Origin of the sequence: Streptomyces sp. BR123, assembly GCF_013401435.1 — a bacterium.
Taxonomy (GTDB): domain Bacteria; phylum Actinomycetota; class Actinomycetes; order Streptomycetales; family Streptomycetaceae; genus Streptomyces.
Genome location: NZ_JACBGN010000128.1, coordinates 1 through 19,481, shown reverse-complemented (window position 1 = coordinate 19,481; position 19,481 = coordinate 1). Strand labels below are relative to the sequence as shown.

10 protein-coding genes, 1 tRNA gene, 2 rRNA genes and 1 pseudogene are annotated in these 19,481 nt (G+C 71.7%); 11 read left to right on the top strand and 3 right to left on the bottom strand.

The genetic code is table 11. The features are described from left to right. The 3 genes from HYE82_RS20220 to HYE82_RS20210 all read left to right on the top strand — a co-directional run. Window positions 1-87 (top strand): 23S ribosomal RNA (locus HYE82_RS20220); the annotation flags it as partial. 74 nt (window positions 88-161) lie between these two features. Then, a 5S ribosomal RNA gene (gene rrf / locus HYE82_RS20215) occupies window positions 162-278 on the top strand. Window positions 279-283: 5 nt separating this feature from the next. Continuing rightward, window positions 284-356, top strand: a tRNA-Thr gene (locus tag HYE82_RS20210). 325 nt (window positions 357-681) lie between these two features. Here HYE82_RS20210 and HYE82_RS20205 read toward each other — a convergent pair. After that, window positions 682-3,267, bottom strand: a complete 2,586-nt coding sequence (locus HYE82_RS20205) for a SpoIIE family protein phosphatase (RefSeq protein WP_218782838.1) — start codon at window positions 3,265-3,267, stop codon at window positions 682-684. 166 nt (window positions 3,268-3,433) lie between these two features. On the opposite strand from HYE82_RS20205, the gene HYE82_RS20200 reads away from it, so the two are divergent. The 8 genes from HYE82_RS20200 (at window position 3,434) to HYE82_RS20165 (ending at window position 17,497) form a co-directional block, all read left to right on the top strand. Then, window positions 3,434-9,022 carry a HAMP domain-containing protein gene (locus HYE82_RS20200; RefSeq protein WP_179175516.1) on the top strand — a complete coding sequence of 1,863 codons (5,589 nt, stop codon included), beginning with the start codon at window positions 3,434-3,436 and terminating at the stop codon, window positions 9,020-9,022. A 274-nt stretch (window positions 9,023-9,296) separates the two neighbouring features. Further along, entirely contained in the window at window positions 9,297-9,977 is a 681-nt protein-coding gene (locus tag HYE82_RS20195; RefSeq protein WP_179175515.1) for a two-component system response regulator, read from the top strand. A gap of 187 nt (window positions 9,978-10,164) precedes the next feature. After that, window positions 10,165-13,026 (top strand): DNA translocase FtsK, encoded by a 2,862-nt coding sequence (locus tag HYE82_RS20190; RefSeq protein WP_179175514.1) that lies wholly within the window; start codon window positions 10,165-10,167, stop codon window positions 13,024-13,026. Between the two features lie 224 nt (window positions 13,027-13,250). Then, on the top strand, window positions 13,251-14,159 hold the full coding sequence (locus HYE82_RS20185; protein WP_179175519.1) for a helix-turn-helix domain-containing protein: 909 nt from the start codon (window positions 13,251-13,253) through the stop codon (window positions 14,157-14,159). Window positions 14,160-14,273: 114 nt separating this feature from the next. After that, window positions 14,274-15,767, top strand: coding sequence for a 30S ribosomal protein S12 methylthiotransferase RimO (gene rimO / locus HYE82_RS20180; RefSeq protein ID WP_179175513.1), 1,494 nt, complete (start codon window positions 14,274-14,276; stop codon window positions 15,765-15,767). Continuing rightward, window positions 15,764-16,420, top strand: a complete 657-nt coding sequence (pgsA, locus tag HYE82_RS20175) for a CDP-diacylglycerol--glycerol-3-phosphate 3-phosphatidyltransferase (protein WP_179175512.1) — start codon at window positions 15,764-15,766, stop codon at window positions 16,418-16,420. Before rimO ends, pgsA begins: the two co-directional genes overlap by 4 nt. Window positions 16,421-16,521: 101 nt before the next feature. After that, complete coding sequence (locus HYE82_RS20170; RefSeq protein WP_218782839.1) at window positions 16,522-17,007, top strand: CinA family protein; 486 nt, start codon at window positions 16,522-16,524, stop codon at window positions 17,005-17,007. A 109-nt stretch (window positions 17,008-17,116) separates the two neighbouring features. After that, window positions 17,117-17,497, top strand: a complete 381-nt coding sequence (locus tag HYE82_RS20165; RefSeq protein ID WP_179175511.1) for a helix-turn-helix domain-containing protein — start codon at window positions 17,117-17,119, stop codon at window positions 17,495-17,497. Between the two features lie 332 nt (window positions 17,498-17,829). Here the strand turns inward: HYE82_RS20165 and HYE82_RS20160 are convergent. Both HYE82_RS20160 and HYE82_RS20155 read right to left on the bottom strand, forming a co-directional pair. Next, window positions 17,830-18,613: pseudogene (locus tag HYE82_RS20160) on the bottom strand (SDR family NAD(P)-dependent oxidoreductase). 36 nt (window positions 18,614-18,649) lie between these two features. Beyond that, the gene (locus HYE82_RS20155; protein ID WP_179175510.1) at window positions 18,650-19,447 is read right to left on the bottom strand and encodes an Fpg/Nei family DNA glycosylase; all 798 of its coding nucleotides are present in this window, start codon (window positions 19,445-19,447) and stop codon (window positions 18,650-18,652) included. Window positions 19,448-19,481: the final 34 nt, after the last annotated feature.

Genomic DNA, 19,481 nt, shown 5'->3' with positions numbered 1-19,481 from the left:
CAGTAGACGACTGGGTTGATAGGCCAGATGTGGAAGCCCGGTAACGGGTGGAGCTGACTGGTACTAATAGGCCGAGGGCTTGTCCTCAGTTGCTCGCGTCCACTGTGTTAGTTCTGAAGCAACGAACTCGCCTTGCCGGCTTGAGTTCAACTTCATAGTGTTTCGGTGGTCATAGCGTTAGGGAAACGCCCGGTTACATTCCGAACCCGGAAGCTAAGCCTTTCAGCGCCGATGGTACTGCAGGGGGGACCCTGTGGGAGAGTAGGACGCCGCCGAACAACCCGCCCTTTTAGCTCAGTCGGTAGAGCGTCTCCATGGTAAGGAGAAGGTCAACGGTTCGATTCCGTTAAAGGGCTCTATCAAAAAGGCCCCCGCCATCAGGCGGGGGCCTTTTTTGTTTTGGCCGGCCGCCTCGGTCAACCGGCGCAGGCCCTGATCGTCCGCGAGCAGGCGGAGACGGAACGCGGCGGCTTCCGCGGCAACGCCCAAGCGGGCGCTGTCCAACCGGGCCTCGCACAGGGAAGCGCCCCTCGCGCAGCCGCTCCGCACGGGCCCCCGCCGTCGCGCGTCCCGCCGAGCGGCGTGGGGAAAGGCCGGTGGTCAACGAGCCGACGAGAGTACCGAACACGGCCACCGGGCCGGCCAGAACAGAAGTCACGGCCCGGCACACCAGCGCAGTGGTCAGTCTCCTGTGCGCTGTTCCGGGACGCGGAAGGCGAGGATGGCCATGTCGTCCGAGGCGGGCTCGGCCGCGAAGCGCTCCACTGCGCGCAGGACCCTGGCCGCGACCGCGCCGGCGGTCAGGCCGGTGCAGCCCGTCAGGACCTCCGTCAGGCCGTCGTCGCCGAGCATGCGGCTTCCCTCCCGGCGCTCCGTCACCCCGTCGGTGACGCACAGCAGGACGTCGCCCGGTTCGAGGGTGAGCGTCTGCTCGTACAGGTCCAGGTCCTCCAGGACGCCCAGCAGGGGCTGCGGGTCCGCGGCGGGCACCACCCGGCCGTCCGGGCGCAGGCGCAGCGGGAGCGGGTGGCCGGCGCAGACGACCTTCATCAGTGCGCCGCCGTCCTGCCGGGGGTGGAGCTCGCCGTACAGGAGGGTGAGGAAGCGGCTGCGGGCGCCCTCGTCGAGGATGGCCGCGTTGAGGCGCTCCAGCACCGCCGGGCCGCCGAGGCCCTCGCGGGCCAGGAGCCGCAGGGCGTGCCTGGCCAGGCCGGTGACGGCGGCGGCCTCGGGGCCGGTGCCGCACACATCGCCGATCGCGAAGCCGTACGCGCCGTCGCGGATCGGGAAGACGTCGTAGAAGTCACCGCCCACCTCGTTGCCCTCGCCCGCGGCCCGGTAGATCACCTCGACCTCCATGCCGGGGATCGCGGGAGAGCCGGGCGGGAGCAGGCTGCGCTGCAGGGAGCGGCTGATCGCGGTGCGCTCGGAGTACAGGCGCGCGTTGTCCAGGGCGAGGGCGGCCCGGCGCGAGAGGTCCTCGGCGAGTTCGAGGATCTCCTGGCGGAAGTGCTCCTCGGAGGGCCTGCCGAGGGTGAGCATGCCGATCACCCGGTTACGGGCCAGCAGGGGGAGGACCACGGTCTCGCCGCCGACGGCGGAGGACGCCTCCTGCCACGTGCGGGCGCCGGCCTCTCGGACCGGCTCGGGCGGGCTCACCCGGGAGAGGAGCGCTTTGAGGCCGTCGATGCGCTCCTCGTCCTCGTGCAGCACGTACGAGAGGTACGGGTCGGACGACTCGTCGGCGATCGTGTACACGGCGCACCAGGTGGCCAGCGTCGGCACGGTCATCTGGGCCATGAGCGCCAGGGTCTGGTCCCGGTCGAGGGTGCCGGCGAGCAGGTCGGAGGCCTCCACGAGGAAGGAGAGGGAGCCGCGGCGCAGCCGCTCCAACTCGCCGAGGCGGGCCGATTCGACGGCCAGGGCGATCCGGTCGGCGGCGAACTGCAGGCGCAGCGCCTCCGCGTTGGAGTAGCGGCCCGGGATCTCGGCGGCCACTCCGAGGGAGCCGGTGAGGCGGCCCTCGACCTTGAGGGGGACCGTGACCACCGAGCGCATGCCGGTGGCGTCCAGCAGGGGGACGGCCCCCGGGACGGCGGTCAGGTCCTCGTGGACCGCGGGCATGCGGGCCGAGCCGTAGCGGTTGGTGCCGGACTCGACGGGGACGCGGGCGAACCGCTGGCGGGTGGAGGCCAGTCCGGTGGCGGCGCGGACCTCCAGTTCCGTCTCGTCATCGGTGGCGAGCAGCAGGAAGGCGGCATCGGCGTCGAGCATGTCGCGGGCGCGTTCGACGGTCCGCTGGAGGAGGCTGTCGAGGTCGTCGGGCGCGGGGGAGCCGATGAACACCTCGAAGGGGTCCACGGGGCGGGCCTCGGACGGCGGGAGACCGTCGGCGGCCGGTGTCCGGACAGGGGTCTGCAGGAGGGCGCGCTCGTCGTCGTGGACCAGGAGGCAGACGGTGGACGGCTCGCCGTGCGCATCGCGGACCCGCAAGTGGGAGGCGTACACGGGGATGACGCGGCCGTCGGAGCCGCGGATGCCGTAGCTGCCCTCCCAGCGCGACAGGCGCAGGGCCTCGGCGATCCCGGTGCCGGTGCCGGGGGTCTGCGGCCAGGCGGCGAGCTCGGCGAGCGGGCGGCCGAGGGCCTTCCCGGCGGGGTGGCCGAAGATGTGCTCGGCGTCCTCGTTCCAGGCGCAGACGCAGTCCGCGGCGTCGATCTGGACGACGGCGACACGGACGCGGCTGTCGGCGAGGGGCAGCAGGCGGTCGGGGACGACGGGCCCGGCGGAGCGGGTGCCCACCGGGCGGTCCGGCAGGTCGAGACGGAACCACACGTGCTTGTGCGCGGCCGTGTACTCGACGCCCCAGCGGGTGGCGAGGGCGGCGCAGAGCATGAGGCCGCGGCCGTTCTCGCGGTCGGGGTCGGCGTACGGGCGCTCGCCGGGGTACCCCAGCGGGAGTCCGCGCTCGGGGTAGCGGTCGGCGACCTCGACGCGTACGCCGTCCTCGGTGCGCAGGCAGAGGACCTCGGCCCGGGTGCCGGCGTGGACCACGGCGTTCGTGACGAGTTCGCTGGTGAGCACCACGGCGTCGTCGACGATGTCGGCGAAGCCCCAGCCCTGCAGGGTGTCGCGGACGAACGCCCGGGCGGCGGCGACCGAGCGCCCTTGGGGGTCGAAGCTGGCAGCCGCCCGAGCCGTGATCACAAGTCTCCTTCGACGCGGTGGTACATCGGATGCCAGGTTACTTACCTTCGCGCCCGTCATGGTGCCGTCGTCGGGGATTCCACCCGCGGGGTGCAGGCGGTGTGCGATGGTGCCGAAGTGTTATGGCCTGGTTCAGCCGGGGTGAAACACTGGGCAGGATCGGGTAGCCGGGCGGGTGACTCGCCGGTGCCGGTGGAACAGGGTCGACGCTTTCGGGAGGGACACGGTGGAGTCTGGCGCAGCGGTGCGGCGTACGGGTACGCGCTCGAAGGGCGGGCGTCCGCGCCGGGGCGGAACGACGGAGGTCGATACCGCCGCGCTGAACCGGCTGCTCACGGCTCTGGTGTCGATGCGGGACGGGAACTTCCGCAAGCGGTTGACGGTGTCGGGCGACGGGGTGATGGCGGAGATCGCCGCCGCCTACAACGAGGTCGCCGACCGCAACCTGCACCTGACGGGGGAGCTGTCCCGGGTCCGGCGGATGGTGGGCCGCGAGGGGAAGCTGAGCGAACGGCTGGAGACGGGCGCCTGCGAGGGCTCCTGGGCGGCCGCGATCGACGCCTCGAACCAGCTGGTGGACGATCTCGCCCGGCCGGTGTCCGAGGTGGGCCGGGTGCTGTCCGCGGTCGCGGAGGGCGACCTGGACCAGCGGATGGACCTGCGGACGCTGTCGGCCGACGGGACGGGGCATCCGCTGCGCGGGGAGTTCCTGAAGGTCGGGCGCACCGTCAACAACCTGGTGGACCAGTTGTCCGCGTTCACGGACGAAGTGACGCGTGTGGCGCTGGAGGTGGGCACCGAGGGGAAGCTCGGCGGTCAGGCCCAAGTGCGTGGAATGTCGGGTTCGTGGAAGGATCTGACCGACTCCGTCAACACCATGGCGTACCGGCTCACCGCTCAGGTGCGTGATATCGCGCTGGTGACCACCGCGGTGGCCAAGGGCGATCTGTCGCGCAAGGTCACGGTGCACGTGGCCGGCGAGATGCTCCAGCTGAAGAACACCGTCAACACGATGGTGGACCAGCTGTCGTCGTTCTCCTCGGAGGTGACGAGGGTCGCCCGCGAGGTGGGTACCGAGGGCGAACTCGGGGGCCAGGCGAAGGTGCCCGGGGTCGCGGGCGTGTGGAAGGACCTGACCGACTCCGTCAACACGATGGCGGGCAACCTGACGGCCCAGGTGCGGGGGATCGCGCAGGTCACGACGGCCGTCGCGAACGGCGACCTGTCGCAGAAGGTGCGGGTCAGCGCGCGCGGCGAGGTGGCGCAGCTGGCCGAAACGATCAATCAGATGACCGAGACGCTGCGGACGTTCGCGGACGAGGTCACCCGTGTGGCCAGCGAGGTCGGCGCCAAGGGCCTGCTGGGCGGTCAGGCGCAGGTGCCCGGCGCGGCGGGGACGTGGAAGGACCTCACCGACTCGGTGAACACGGTCTTCCGCAATCTGACCACGCAGGTGCGCGACATCGCGCAGGTGACGACGGCGGTGGCCAACGGCGACCTGTCGCAGAAGGTCACCGTCGACGTGGCCGGCGAGATGCTGGAGCTGAAGAACACCGTCAACACGATGGTGGACCAGCTGCAGTCCTTCGGCTCGGAAGTGACCCGTGTGGCCCGCGAGGTGGGCGTCGAGGGCGAGTTGGGCGGTCAGGCGCAGGTGCCGGGGGCGGCGGGGACGTGGAAGGACCTCACGGACTCGGTGAACACCGCCTTCCGCAACCTGACGGGACAGGTCCGCAACATCGCGCAGGTGACGACGGCGGTGGCCAACGGCGACCTGTCGCAGAAGGTCACCGTGGACGTCTCCGGCGAGATGCTCCAGCTGAAGAACACCGTGAACACGATGGTGGACCAGCTGTCCTCGTTCGCCGACCAGGTCACGCGGATGGCGCGGGACGTGGGTACGGAGGGCCGGCTCGGCGGCCAGGCGCGTGTGGAGGGGGTGTCCGGTACCTGGAAGGAACTCACCGACTCGGTCAACTTCATGGCCGGGAACCTGACCTCCCAGGTGCGCCAGATCGCCCAGGTGACGACGGCGGTGGCGCGCGGCGACCTGTCGCAGAAGATCGACGTGGATGCGCGCGGCGAGATCCTGGAGCTGAAGAACACCATCAACACGATGGTCGACCAGCTGTCGGCCTTCGCGGAGCAGGTGACCCGGGTGGCCCGGGACGTGGGTACGGAGGGCCGGCTCGGCGGCCAGGCGCAGGTGCCGGGCGTGGCCGGCGTGTGGCGCGACCTCACGGACTCGGTGAACGGCATGGCCGGGAACCTGACCTCGCAGGTCCGCAACATCGCGCAGGTCGCGACGGCGGTGGCGCGCGGCGACCTGTCGCAGAAGATCGACGTGGACGCCCGGGGCGAGATCCTGGAGCTGAAGAACACCCTCAACACGATGGTCGACCAGCTGTCGAACTTCGCGGAGCAGGTGACCCGGGTGGCCCGTGAGGTGGGCACCGAGGGGATCCTGGGCGGGCAGGCGGAGGTGAAGGGGGTCTCCGGCACCTGGAAGGACCTCACGCAGTCCGTCAACTTCATGGCGAACAACCTCACCTCGCAGGTGCGCAACATCGCCGAGGTGACCACCGCGGTCGCGACGGGCGACCTGTCCAAGAAGATCACCGTGGACGCCAAGGGCGAGATCCTGGAGCTGGTCACGACCGTCAACACGATGGTCGACCAGCTGTCGTCGTTCGCGGAGCAGGTGACGCGGGTGGCCCGCGAGGTGGGTTCCGAGGGCATCCTCGGCGGTCAGGCCCGGGTGCGCGGCGTGACCGGCATCTGGAAGGACCTCACCGACAACGTCAACCTGATGGCGAACAACCTGACGTCGCAGGTGCGCAACATCTCCCAGGTCTCCGCGGCGGTCGCCAACGGCGACCTGACCAAGAAGGTGACGGTGGAGGCGCGCGGCGAGGTCGCGCAGCTCGCCGACACGGTCAACACGATGGTGAAGACGCTGTCCTCGTTCGCGGACGAGGTGACGCGGGTGGCCCGCGAGGTGGGCACGGAGGGCCGGCTGGGGGGCCAGGCCCATGTGCCGGGCGTGTCCGGGACGTGGAAGGACCTCACCGACTCGGTGAACTTCATGGCGTCCAACCTGACCGGCCAGGTGCGGCAGATCGCCATGGTGACGACGGCCATCGCCAAGGGCGACATGACCAAGAAGATCGACATCGATGCGCGTGGCGAGATCCTGGAGCTGAAGACCACGATCAACACGATGGTCGACCAGCTGTCGTCCTTCGCCGACCAGGTCACGCGGGTGGCCCGCGAGGTGGGCACCGAGGGCATCCTGGGCGGCCAGGCCCGGGTGCGGGACGTCGACGGCACGTGGCGCGACCTCACCGAGTCGGTGAACGAGATGGCCGGGAACCTGACCCGGCAGGTGCGCGCGATCGCCGCGGTGGCGACGGCGGTGACCCGCGGCGATCTCAACCTGAAGATCGACGTGGACGCGGCGGGCGAGATCCAGGTCCTCCAGGACAACATCAACACGATGATCGCGAACCTGCGCGACACCACCCTGGCGAACAAGGAGCAGGACTGGCTCAAGAGCAACCTGGCCCGGATCTCGGCGCTGATGCAGGGCCGCCGGGACCTGGACGACGTGGCCTCGCTGATCATGAGCGAGCTGACGCCGGTCGTCTCGGCGCAGCACGGGGCGTTCTTCCTGGCGGTGCCGTCCGGCGGCATCACCGAGATCGGGACGGACGGGGTCCCCGACCGCTCGTACGAGCTGCGGATGCGCGGGAGTTACGGGTACGCGGGCGGCCGGATGCCGACCATGTTCCGGCCGGGGGAGGGGCTCATCGGGACCGTCGCGGAGGAGAAGCGGACGATCCTGGTCGAGGACACCCCGCCGGGCTATCTGAAGATCTCCTCGGGGCTCGGGGAGGCACCGCCGGCGCAGGTGATCGTGCTGCCGGTGCTGTTCGAGGGGAAGGTGCTCGGGGTCATCGAGCTGGCGTCCTTCCAGCCGTTCACGCAGATCCGGAAGGACTTCCTCAGCCAGATCGCCGAGATGATCGGCACGAGCGTCAACACCATCAGCGTCAACTCCAAGACGGAGATGCTGCTCAAGCAGTCGCAGGAGATGACCGAGCAGCTGCGCGAGCGCTCCGACGAGTTGGAGAACCGGCAGAAGGCGCTCCAGGCGGCCAATGCGGAGCTGGAGGAGAAGGCGGAGCTGCTGGCCCAGCAGAACCGGGACATCGAGGTGAAGAACACCGAGATCGAGGAGGCCCGGCAGGTCCTGGAGGAGCGTGCCGAGCAACTGGCGGTCTCGATGCGCTACAAGAGCGAGTTCCTGGCGAACATGTCGCACGAGTTGCGCACCCCGCTGAACTCGCTGCTGATCCTGGCCAAGCTGCTCGCCGACAACGCGGACGAGAACCTGTCGCCCAAGCAGGTGGAGTTCGCCGAGACCATCCACGGGGCCGGCTCGGACCTGCTGCAGCTGATCAACGACATCCTGGACCTGTCGAAGGTCGAGGCAGGGAAGATGGACGTCTCGCCGACGCGGATCGCGTTGGTGCAGCTGGTCGACTACGTGGAGGCCACCTTCCGGCCGCTGACCGCGGAGAAGGGCCTGGACTTCTCGGTACGGGTGTCCCCGGAGCTGCCGGCCACCCTGCACACCGACGAGCAGCGGCTGCTGCAGGTGCTGCGGAACCTTCTGTCGAACGCGGTGAAGTTCACCGACACGGGTGCGGTGGAGCTGGTGATCCGCCCGGCCGGGGCCGATGTGCCGGCGGCGATCCGCGAGCAGCTGCTGGAGGCGGGTTCGCTGCGGGACGCGGATGCGGACCTGATCGCGTTCTCGGTGACGGACACCGGCATCGGGATCGCGGCGAGCAAGATGCTGGTGATCTTCGAGGCGTTCAAGCAGGCGGACGGGACGACGAGCCGGAAGTACGGCGGCACGGGGCTCGGGCTGTCCATCAGCCGGGAGATCGCCCGGCTGCTGGGCGGGGAGATCCACGCGGCCAGCGAGCCGGGCCGCGGGTCCACCTTCACGCTGTACCTGCCGCTGCACCCGAGCGAGCTGCCGCCGCAGGGCTACGCGTCGCCGCAGCCGGGCGGCGGCCGGGCGGACGGCTACCACCGGCCGGCCGACGGCGTGGTGCCGGCGCTGCCGATGGCGCCGGCGCCGGTGGCCGCCCTGGCGGCGCCGACCGTGGTGCACGCGCCGGTGGTGCAGGGCCTGCAGGGCCAGGTGCAGCAGCCGCGGCCGCATGCGGCGCGGCCCGGGCATCCGGGCGCCGGGCAGGCCGGACCGGCGCAGGGCGGCGGCGCCGCGCTGTTCCGGCGCCGCCGCAAGGCGCCGGTCGAGCCGGAGCCGCGCGCGGCGGTGCCGGGGCAGCCGAACGCGGTGGGTCCGGAGGACGGCTGGGGCAGTCCGGAGGAGCAGCTTCCGGCGGTGCCGCGCACCTACGACTTCCACGGCGAGCGGGTGCTCATCGTGGACGACGACGTGCGCAACGTCTTCGCGCTGACCAGCGTGCTGGAGCAGCACGGGCTGGCGGTGCTGTACGCGGAGAACGGCCGGGAGGGCATCGAGGTGCTGGAGCAGCACGACGACGTGGCGGTCGTGCTGATGGACATCATGATGCCGGAGATGGACGGGTACGCGACGACGGCGGCGGTCCGGCGGATGCCGCAGTTCGCGGGGCTGCCGATCATCGCGCTGACGGCGAAGGCGATGAAGGGGGACCGGGAGAAGGCGATCGACTCCGGTGCGTCCGATTACGTCACCAAGCCGGTCGACCCGGACTACCTTCTCTCGGTGATGGAGCAGTGGATGCGCGCCGAGTGACCGGCTGCCGACCGTTCCGGTGCCAATTGCTGACCGACTGTGGCGAAACGGGTGTGGGAGAGTGCGGGACGGGGAACCTTAAGCTCTCCCGCACCGTTTCCGCTTCGTGCACAGTGACATCTCGGTGACAGGGTGTGGCGATCTCGGGACTGGGGCTACGATGACCGGCACAAGGACGGGCGGCGCAAGGATGCCGTCCTCTGGGGCGGGGCCCGGCGTACAGGCCGGTGCCAGGAGCCGGGGAGGCCCCATGCCGGGGCGAGGAGGACAGGGCATGGTGCAGAAGGCCAAGATCCTCCTGGTCGACGACCGGCCGGAGAATCTGCTGGCGTTGGAGGCCATCCTCTCCGCGCTCGATCAGACACTGGTCCGGGCGTCGTCGGGGGAGGAAGCGCTCAAGGCGCTGCTGACGGACGATTTCGCGGTCATCCTGCTGGATGTGCAGATGCCCGGGATGGACGGCTTCGAGACGGCCGCGCACATCAAGCGGCGGGAGCGGACCAGGGACATCCCGATCATCTTCCTCACCGCGATCAACCACGGTCCGCACCACACCTTCCGGGGTTATGCGGCGGGCGCGGTGGACTACATCTCCAAGCCCTTCGACCCGTGGGTGCTGCGGGCCAAGGTCTCGGTGTTCGTGGAGCTGTACACCAAGAACTGCAAGCTGCGGGAGCAGGCCGCGCTGCTGCGCCTCCAGCTGGAGGGCGGCGGTGTGGGCGGCGACACCACCAAGGAGACGGCCGGGCTGCTGGCCGAGCTCTCCGCGCGGCTGGCGGCCGTCGAGGAGCAGGCCGAGGCCCTGTCGAAGCAGCTCGGCGAGGAGGCCGCCGATCCGGCGGTCGTGGCCACTGCCGCCCATCTGGAGCGCAAGCTCACCGGACTGCGGCGGGCGCTGGACGCGCTGGAGCCCGGAGCCGGCGGGGCTGCGCCGGTGCTGCCCGCGCAGAACTGAGCAGAGCCGGCCACCCCGCGCAGGACCGGGCAGACCCGGTCGGACCGCCTGCGGGCCCCTGTCCGGGCCCGTCTGGCGGAGTGTCAGGTCTGGCGGTGCGTCAAGCAGCCGAAGGTGCGGCCGACACGAACGGGTGAAGAGGTGGGCACGCGTGTCCACCGGCGCGCGCACCGGTAACCTCGGCCCCATGGCCTCACGTACGTCCGGCAAGGGTTCCCAGAGCAACGCGGGCACCGCGAAGGGCCGTACCGGCCGTACGGCGGCGCCGGCGAAGAAGGCGGCTCCCGCGCGGGGGCCCGCCGCCAAGAAGACGGCGGCGAAGCGGCCTCCCGCCCGGAAGGCGCCGGCCAAACCCGCGCCCTCCCCGACCGGGGGCGTGGTGCGGCTGGTGCGCGCCCTGTGGCTGGGCTGCGCGCACGCGGTCGGCGCGGTGTTCCGCGGGATCGGACGGGGGGCCAGGAACCTCGACCCCGCGCACCGCAAGGACGGCGTCGCGCTGCTGCTGCTCGCCCTCGCGCTGATCGTGGCCGCCGGTACCTGGTCCGACCTGAGCGGTCCCGTCGGGGACCTGGTCACCATGCTGGTCACCGGGGCCGTCGGCCGTCTCAACCTGCTCGTGCCGATCATCCTCGGCATCATGGCGGTACGTCTCATCCGCCACCCCGACCAGCCCGACGCCAACGGCCGCATCGGCATCGGCCTGTCCGCGCTCGCCGTCGGGGTGCTCGGCCTCGTGCACATCGCCTGCGGGGCTCCCGGCCGGGACGAGGGCACCACCGCCATGCAGAACGCGGGCGGGCTCGTCGGCTGGGCCGCGTCCAAGCCGCTGATCTTCACCATGGGCGCGCCGCTGGCCGTGCCGATGCTGGTGCTGCTCACGCTCTTCGGGCTGCTCGTGGTCACGGCGACCCCGGTCAACGCCATCCCGCGGCGGCTGCGGCGGCTCGGTATCCGGCTCGGGATCATCGAGCCGAACGCGTACGACGAGGTGTACGCCGAGGACGCCGACGACGCGGGATACGGGCCGGAGGGCACCGTCGGCCGGCCGGGCCGGCACGACCCCGAGCAGTGGCGGGCCCGCAGCGGCCGGGCCGCCGACCCCGTGGACACCGCCGAGGAGGAGGCGCTCGCCCGCAGGCGCCGGCCGCGCAGGACCCCGGTCCGGCCCGCCGAGGAGCGGGAGATGGACGCCGTCGACGTGGCCGCGGCCGCCGCCGCGTCGTTCGAGGGCGTCGTGCTGGGCGGGATGCCGCCCTCCCCGCTGGTCGCCGACCTCACCCGGGGCATCTCCGGCACGCACGAGGGTACGGAGACCACCACCCCGGTGCCGCCGGCCCGCTCCGGGCGGCCCGCGGCCGCCGACCCGGACGCCGCCCCGCCCGTCGACCGCCGGACCACCCCGGCGGCGGCCTCCGCGGCCGCCGCCGCTTCCGCCGCCGCGGCCGAGCCGGCCGGGGCCCCGCACGACACCACCGCCGCTGCCTCGGGGACCCTGTCGGTGCCGGACCTGACCAAGGCGGCGCCGGAGCACCGGCCGCTGCCGCCGCGTGCGGAGCAGCTCCAGCTGCGCGGGGACATCACGTACGCCCTGCCCTCGCTGGACCTGCTGGAGCGCGGCGGCCCGGGCAAGACGCGCAGTGCCGCCAATGACGCGGTCGTCGACTCGCTGCGCAACGTCTTCACGGAGTTCAAGGTCGACGCTGACGTCACCGGCTTCACCCGCGGCCCGACGGTCACCCGGTACGAGGTCACCCTCGGCGCGGCGGTCAAGGTCGAGCGGATCATCGCGCTGACCAAGAACATCGCGTACGCCGTGGCCAGCCCGGACGTCCGGATCATCAGCCCGATCCCGGGCAAGTCGGCGGTCGGCATCGAGATCCCGAACACCGACCGCGAGATGGTGAACCTGGGCGACGTCCTGCGGCTGGCGGACTCCGCCGAGGACGACCACCCGATGCTGGTGGCCCTCGGCAAGGACGTCGAGGGCGGCTACGTCATGGCCAACCTCGCCAAGATGCCGCACGTGCTGGTCGCCGGCGCCACCGGCTCCGGAAAGTCGTCCTGCATCAACTGCCTGATCACCTCGATCATGGTCCGGGCCACCCCCGAGGACGTCCGGATGGTGCTCGTGGACCCCAAGCGGGTGGAGCTGACGGCGTACGAGGGCATCCCGCACCTGATCACCCCGATCATCACCAACCCCAAGCGGGCCGCCGAGGCCCTGCAGTGGGTCGTCCGCGAGATGGACCTGCGCTACGACGACCTGGCGGCCTTCGGCTACCGGCACATCGACGACTTCAACCGGGCCATCCGGGACGGCAAGATCAAACTGCCGCCGGGCAGCGAGCGGGAGCTCAGCCCGTACCCGTACCTGCTGGTGATCGTCGACGAGCTCGCCGACCTGATGATGGTCGCCCCGCGGGACGTGGAGGACTCCATCGTCCGGATCACGCAGCTCGCCCGTGCGGCCGGCATCCACCTCGTGCTCGCCACCCAGCGGCCCTCGGTGGACGTGGTCACCGGGCTGATCAAGGCGAACGTGCCCTCGCGGCTCGCGTTCGCCACGTCCTCGCTCGCCGACAGCCGGGTCATCCTCGACCAGCCGGGCGCGGAGAAGCTCATCGGCAAGGGCGACGGCCTGTTCCTGCCGATGGGAGCCAACAAGCCGGTCCGCCTCCAAGGCGCCTTCGTCACCGAGGAGGAGGTCGCCAAGGTCGTCCAGCACTGCAAGGACCAGATGGCGCCCGTCTTCCGGGAGGACGTCACCGTCGGTCAGGCGCAGAAGAGGGAGATCGACGAGGAGATCGGCGACGACCTGGACCTGCTGTGCCAGGCGGCGGAGCTGGTGGTCTCCACCCAGTTCGGCTCGACCTCGATGCTCCAGCGCAAGCTGCGGGTGGGCTTCGCCAAGGCAGGCCGGCTCATGGACCTCATGGAGTCGCGGGGAATCGTCGGCCCGAGCGAGGGTTCGAAGGCGCGCGACGTGCTGGTGAAGGCCGATGAGCTGGATGGAGCCCTCGCCCTCATCCGGGGGGAGGCCCAACCGTGATGATTCGGCGGGCAACCGTTTCCCCCGGGCCCACGTCTAGTTGAGGGAGATGGCGGAGCCGCACCCGAAGCCGCGTCACGGGGCCGGCCCCGCCGCTGCACCGCCGGCCTGTCGGAACGCCATTCGGATGGCGTACGGACTCCACCCCTCCGGTTGCCCCTCCCTTTCACCACCGCCCTAGACTGGACGTCCAGCAGGTGGCTACACGCTCGAAAGGCGCCCTCGTGTCCATCGGCAACTCCAACTCCCCCGAAGATGAGCGGGCTTCGACCGGCGACGGGTCCGAGGACCGCATCATTGACCGTACTTCCGAGGAGCCGTCCATCGGGACGGCGCTGAAGAAGGCCCGGACCGCCGCCGGGCTCACCGTCGACGAGGTCAGTTCCACCACCCGCGTGCGCATCCCGATCGTGCAGGCGATCGAAGCCGACGATTTCACGCGCTGCGGCGGCGACGTCTACGCCCGCGGCCACATCCGCACGCTCGCGCGCGCCGTCCGCATCGATCCGGAACCTCTGGTCGAGGCGTACGACGCGGCCCACGGCGGCCGCCCGGCGCCCACGCCGGCCGCGCCGATGTTCGAGGCCGAGCGCATCCGCCCCGAGCGGCAGCGGCCCAACTGGACCGCCGCCATGGTCGCCGCCATCGTCGCCGTGATCGGCTTCGTCGGGTTCACCGCCTTCGGCGGCGGCGGCGCCAAGGACTCCCGCCCGCTGGCGGAGGGCTCCGCGGCCCCGAAGCCGGCACCCAAGCAGTCCGCCGGCAAGCCGGCCGCGCAGCCCCGGCAGACCGTCCCGGCCAGCCCGGCCGCGCCGAAGCCGGAGCCCTCGGACAGCGCCATCGCGGCCGCGCCCAAGGACCTCGTCACGGTCGCGATCACGGCCAACGACGGCGAGAGCTGGATCTCGGCCAAGGACCACAGCGGCCGGCTGCTCTTCGACGGGACGCTGGCCCCGGGCGAGTCCAAGACCTTCACCGACAAGGAATCCATCGACCTCGTCCTCGGCGACGCCGGGGTCGTGACGCTGTTCGTGAACGGCAAGGAGATCAAGGAAGAATTCCGGTCGGGTCAGGTGGAACGTCTCACATACACCAAGGACGATCCCCGTCCGGGGGCGGCCCAGGCGGGCTGAGCAGCGCAGAATGCAAAATTCCGGATCCCCGGGGCGCGGTGTCGCACCCCGGGGATCTTGGTTTACGGGGACTTGGGGCGGGGGGCGGCGTTCGGACAAAGTAGTCTTGAGTCCATGCCCGAACGCCGTACCGTCGCCCTTGTCACTCTTGGCTGCGCCCGTAACGAGGTGGACTCGGAGGAGCTCGCAGGCCGCTTGGCGGCGGATGGCTGGGAGCTCGTCGAGGACGCCGCCGATGCGGACGTCGCCGTCGTCAACACCTGCGGCTTCGTCGAAGCCGCGAAGAAGGACTCCGTAGACGCCCTGCTGGAGGCCAACGATCTCAAGGATCACGGCCGCACCCAGGCCGTCGTCGCCGTCGGCTGCATGGCCGAGCGCTACGGCAAGGAGCTCGCCGAGGCGCTTCCCGAGGCCGACGGCGTGCTCGGCTTCGACGACTACGCCGACATCTCCGACCGCCTCCAGACCATCCTCAGCGGAGGCGTCCACGCCTCCCACACCCCCCGCGACCGCCGCAAGCTGCTCCCGATCAGCCCGGCCGACCGCCAGCAGGCCGACGTGGCCCTGCCCGGCCACGCCCAGGCGCCGGCCGCCGAGCCCGCCGAGGCCCCCGCCGACCTGCCCGACGGAGTGGCCCCGGCCTCCGGGCCGCGCGCACCGCTGCGCCGCCGCCTGGACAAGAGCCCCGTCGCCTCGGTCAAGCTGGCCTCCGGCTGCGACCGCCGATGCTCCTTCTGCGCCATCCCGTCGTTCCGCGGCTCCTTCATCTCCCGCCGCCCCTCCGACGTGCTGGGCGAGACGCGCTGGCTCGCGGAGCAGGGCGTCAAGGAGGTCATGCTGGTCTCCGAGAACAACACCTCGTACGGCAAGGACCTCGGCGACATCCGCCTGCTGGAGACGCTGCTGCCCGAGCTGGCGGACGTTGACGGCATCGAGCGCATCCGCGTCAGCTACCTCCAGCCCGCCGAGATGCGGCCCGGCCTGATCGACGTACTGACCTCGACCCCCAAGGTCGCGCCGTACTTCGACCTGTCCTTCCAGCACTCGGCCCCCGACGTGCTGCGCGCCATGCGCCGCTTCGGCGACACCGACCGCTTCCTGGAGCTGCTGGACACCATCCGCGGCAAGGCCCCGCAGGCCGGCGTCCGGTCCAACTTCATCGTCGGCTTCCCCGGCGAGACCGAGGCCGACTTCGCCGAGCTGGAGCGCTTCCTGAGCCACGCGCGGCTCGACGCCATCGGCGTCTTCGGCTACTCCGACGAGGAGGGCACCGAGGCCGTCACGTACGACCGCAAGCTCGACGAGGACACGATCGCGGAGCGCCTCGCCCACATGCAGCGGCTCGCCGAGGAGCTCACCTCGCAGCGCGCCGAGGAGCGCCTCGGCGAGACCCTCGAGGTGCTCGTGGAGTCCGTCGAGGCGGTCGACGAGGACGGCGACGGCGCCTACGGCCGCGCCGCGCACCAGGCCCCCGAGACCGACGGCCAGGTCGTCTTCACCGACAGCACCGGCCTGGTGCCCGGCCGCATGGTGACGGCGAAGGTCGTCGGCACGCTGGGCGTCGACCTGGTGGCCGAGCCCCTGGGCCTTGAGGAGGCGGCGGGATGACAGGAGTCCCGGCATCTGCGGCGGGCGGGACCGGCCGCCGGCCCGTTCCCGGCACGAAGCTGGGCGCTGCGGCGGTCGATCAGGCCAGCCTGTGGAACATCGCCAACATCCTGACGATGATCCGGCTCGTCCTGGTGCCGGGATTCGTCCTCCTGCTCCTCGCCGACGGCGGGTACGACCCGGTGTGGCGGGCGCTGGCCTGGGCCGCGTTCGCCGTCGCCATGATCACCGACATCTTCGACGGGCACCTGGCCCGTACGTACAACCTGGTCACGGACTTCGGGAAGATCGCCGACCCCATTGCCGACAAGGCGATCATGGGGTCGGCCTTGGTCTGTCTGTCCTGGCTGGGGGACCTGCCCTGGCTGGTGACCGGGGTGATCCTCGGGCGCGAGCTCGGGATCACGCTGATGCGGTTCTGGGTGATCCGCTACGGGGTGATTCCGGCCAGCCGGGGCGGGAAGCTGAAGACCCTGTTCCAGGGCACGGCGGTCGGCATGTACGTGCTGGCGCTGACCGGGCCGCTCGCGACCCTGCGCTTCTGGGTGATGGCGGCCGCGGTTCTGCTGACCGTGGTCACCGGTTTGGACTACGTCCGCCAGGCCGTGGTGCTGCGGCGCAGGGGGCTGGCCGAGGAGCGGGCCGCGAGGTGACGGAAGCGGTGGGGGGATCCGCAGGGGACCGGAGCGCCGAGCGCGCCCGGGCGGAGGCCGTCGCCGGGGGCGGCGGGACAGGGGCTGCCGCGGCGGAGGCCCTGCGCCTGCTTGCGGAGAGTGAGCAGACGATTGCGGTGGCGGAGTCGCTGACCGGGGGGATGGTGGCCGCGGAGCTGACGGCCGTACCCGGTGCATCCCGGTCGTTCCGCGGGTCGGTCACGGCGTACGCCACCGAGCTGAAGCACCGGGTGCTGGGAGTGGACGCCGGGCTGCTGGCGGCCGAAGGCGCGGTGAACGCGCAGGTCGCGATCCAGATGGCGGCGGGGGTACGGCGTGTACTGGGGGCTTCTTGGGGGATTGCGACCACGGGGGTGGCCGGTCCGGACCCGCAGGACGGGCAGCCGGTGGGCACGGTTTTCGTCGCCGTGGCCGGACCGGCGGACGAGAAAACGGTGGCACTGAGGTTGAACGGCTCCCGTGGGGAAATCCGTAGGGAGAGTGCACGGACAGTGCTCGAACTTCTCGTCAGCGAACTCCGCGAGAATGTGCGGGGGCAGGATACGGAACAGAACGGGGGGATTTGATGTTTGCAGCCCTGAGTGAACACGACATCGCTCCCCGCACGGCCGCGGCGCGAGGCGGTACGGTGGGGCGTGAAGGATGCGGCTACACGGTCAGAGGAGGGAGCCACCGATGATTCTGCTCCGTCGCCTGCTGGGTGACGTGCTGCGTCGGCAGCGCCAGCGCCAGGGCCGTACTCTGCGCGAAGTCTCCTCGTCCGCCCGAGTTTCTCTCGGCTATCTTTCCGAGGTGGAGCGGGGGCAGAAGGAGGCGTCCTCCGAGCTGCTCTCCGCGATCTGCGACGCGTTGGACGTACGGATGTCCGAGCTGATGCGCGAGGTCAGCGACGAACTGTCGCTGGCGGAACTGGCGCAGTCGGCCGCGGCGAGCGAACCGGTGACGGTGCCGGTCCGCCCGATGCTCGGTACGGTCTCCGTGACCTCGGTCGCGGGTGGTCCGGAGCGGGTGACCATCAAGGCACCTGCGGAAGCGGTGAACGTCGTAGCCGCATGAGCGCGAGTGCGCGAGCCGGGAAGGCATGAGCGTGGCCGGAGCCCCGGCCGGTGCGAGGAGCACCGGCCGGGGCTCCGGGCCGTTCCGGGTGCGGGGGCGGCGGGCTTGCGGGAGGATGGTCCGAGCCCGTATCGCGGCCACATCCCGGGAGGCAGCCGTGCGGCGATTACTCGTGCCGCTTGTCCTGGCGGCGGGCGTGCTCTGGTGCTGGGCGCTGCTGCGGCTGGCGCTGGTGCCCGAGGAGTCAGGTCCGCTGGAAGGGGCGGCGGCCGTGGGCGGCTGGGGGCTGGGACTGTTGCCGGTGCACTGCGCGCCGGAGCCCTCCCGGGCGGCTACCAGGGCATCGACACCCCGCCGTTCGGACGCAGGATCTGACCCGTCATGAACGAGGAGGCGTTCCGAGGCCAGGTAGAGCACGGCCCGGGCGATGTCCTCGGGTTCGCCGACCCGGCCGAGCGGGGACATCCGGACCATCGCCGCCTCGGTCCGTTGCCGGTCCTCGGGGCCGTGACGGGCGGTCATGGGGGTGCGGATCCAGCCGGGGGCAACGGCGTTGACGCGGATGCCGTGCGGGCCGGCCTCGGTGGCGAGGGTCCTGGTGAGCTGGACGACCGCGGCCTTGGCGGCGCTGTAGCAGAGCAGGCCGGGCCGGGCGGCGTCGACAGCGCCGGAGGCCATGGTGACCAGGGAGCCGGGGCGGCCGGCGGCGATCATGGCGCGGGCGGCCTCCTGGCAGGTGCGCCAGACCCCCTTGAAATTGACGTCCAGGACGCGGTCCAGGTCCTCGTCGGACGTGTCCAGGACGCTGCTGGTGTGCATGATCCCGGCGATCGCGGCGACGGTGTCGAGCGGGCCCGCGGCGGCCACGGCCGCCCTGAGCGCGGCGCGGTCGGTGACGTCGAGGGGGTGGGCGACGGCCCGTCCGCCGGCCTGGACGATGAGCTCGGCCGTCCGGGCCAGGCCTGCGGGATCGCGGTCGGCGCAGTGCACGGCCGCACCCGCGGCGGCCAGGAGCAGGGCGGTGGCCCGGCCGATGCCGCCCGCGGCGCCGGTGACGAGGGCGGTGCGTCCGGTGAGGTCGTACGCGGCCAGGGGCGCTGCGGTGGGTGAGGGCATGCCGGGACCGTACGGTCGGAGCTGACGGGGCGTCAACTATGGGGTGGGGCCGGATTGGCAGCGCGGGCACCAGTAGGTGGGGCGCCCGTCCTGCGGGGCCTCGCGGACGGGGGTACCGCAGCGCAGGCACGGGCGGTGGGCGCGGCCGTAGACGAACAGCTCCTGCCCGGGGCGGTGAATGCCGGTGGTGTTGCGGCCCCCGTGCTCGCCGGTGTTGGCGGCGAGAAGGCGGCGGGCGGCCTCGGCGAGGCGAACGGTGGTGGTCGCGGGGTCGGGGAGGTCGCCGACCGGGGTCCACGGGGTGACCCGGGCCAGGAAGCAGAGCTCGGCCTTGTACACGTTGCCGATGCCGGCCAGGTTGCGCTGGTCGAGCAGGGCCTCGCCGAGGGGCCGCTCCGGGGCGGCGAGCAGGTTGGCGGCGGCCCGGGGCGGGTCCCAGTCGGGGCCGAGGGGGTCGGGGCCGAGGTGGCCGACGGCCCGGTCCTCGTCGGAGGTGCGGATCAGTTCGACGACGGGGAGGCGGTATCCGACGGCGGTGTGGCCGGCGGTGCCGAGCACGGCCCGGATCTCGTGGGCCGGGCCGCCGTGCCAGGGCCGGCCGGCGGCGAAGACGTGCCAGGCGCCGTCCATGCGCAGGTGGGTGTGGAGGGTGAGGCCGCCCTCGAACCGGGCCAGGAGGTGCTTGCCGCGGGGCACGACCTCCAGGGTGGTGCGCCCGGTGAGGTCGGTGGTGGCCAGGCGGGGGACGCGCAGGTCCCAGCGGGTGAGCGCGTGGCCGGACAGGGCGGTGTGCAGCCGGGCGGCCGCCCGCCAGACGCTGTCTCCTTCGGGCATGGCCCCATTGTGGCCCCGCGGGGCGGGCCGGGAG

Coding starts and splice junctions, on each gene's coding strand:
- HYE82_RS20205 (WP_218782838.1), bottom strand. CDS start 3,267: ATGACGGGCGCGAAGGTAAGTAACCTGGCATCCGATGTACCACCGCGT.
- HYE82_RS20195 (WP_179175515.1), top strand. CDS start 9,297: ATGGTGCAGAAGGCCAAGATCCTCCTGGTCGACGACCGGCCGGAGAAT.
- HYE82_RS20190 (WP_179175514.1), top strand. CDS start 10,165: ATGGCCTCACGTACGTCCGGCAAGGGTTCCCAGAGCAACGCGGGCACC.
- rimO (WP_179175513.1), top strand. CDS start 14,274: ATGCCCGAACGCCGTACCGTCGCCCTTGTCACTCTTGGCTGCGCCCGT.
- pgsA (WP_179175512.1), top strand. CDS start 15,764: ATGACAGGAGTCCCGGCATCTGCGGCGGGCGGGACCGGCCGCCGGCCC.
- HYE82_RS20165 (WP_179175511.1), top strand. CDS start 17,117: ATGATTCTGCTCCGTCGCCTGCTGGGTGACGTGCTGCGTCGGCAGCGC.
- HYE82_RS20155 (WP_179175510.1), bottom strand. CDS start 19,447: ATGCCCGAAGGAGACAGCGTCTGGCGGGCGGCCGCCCGGCTGCACACC.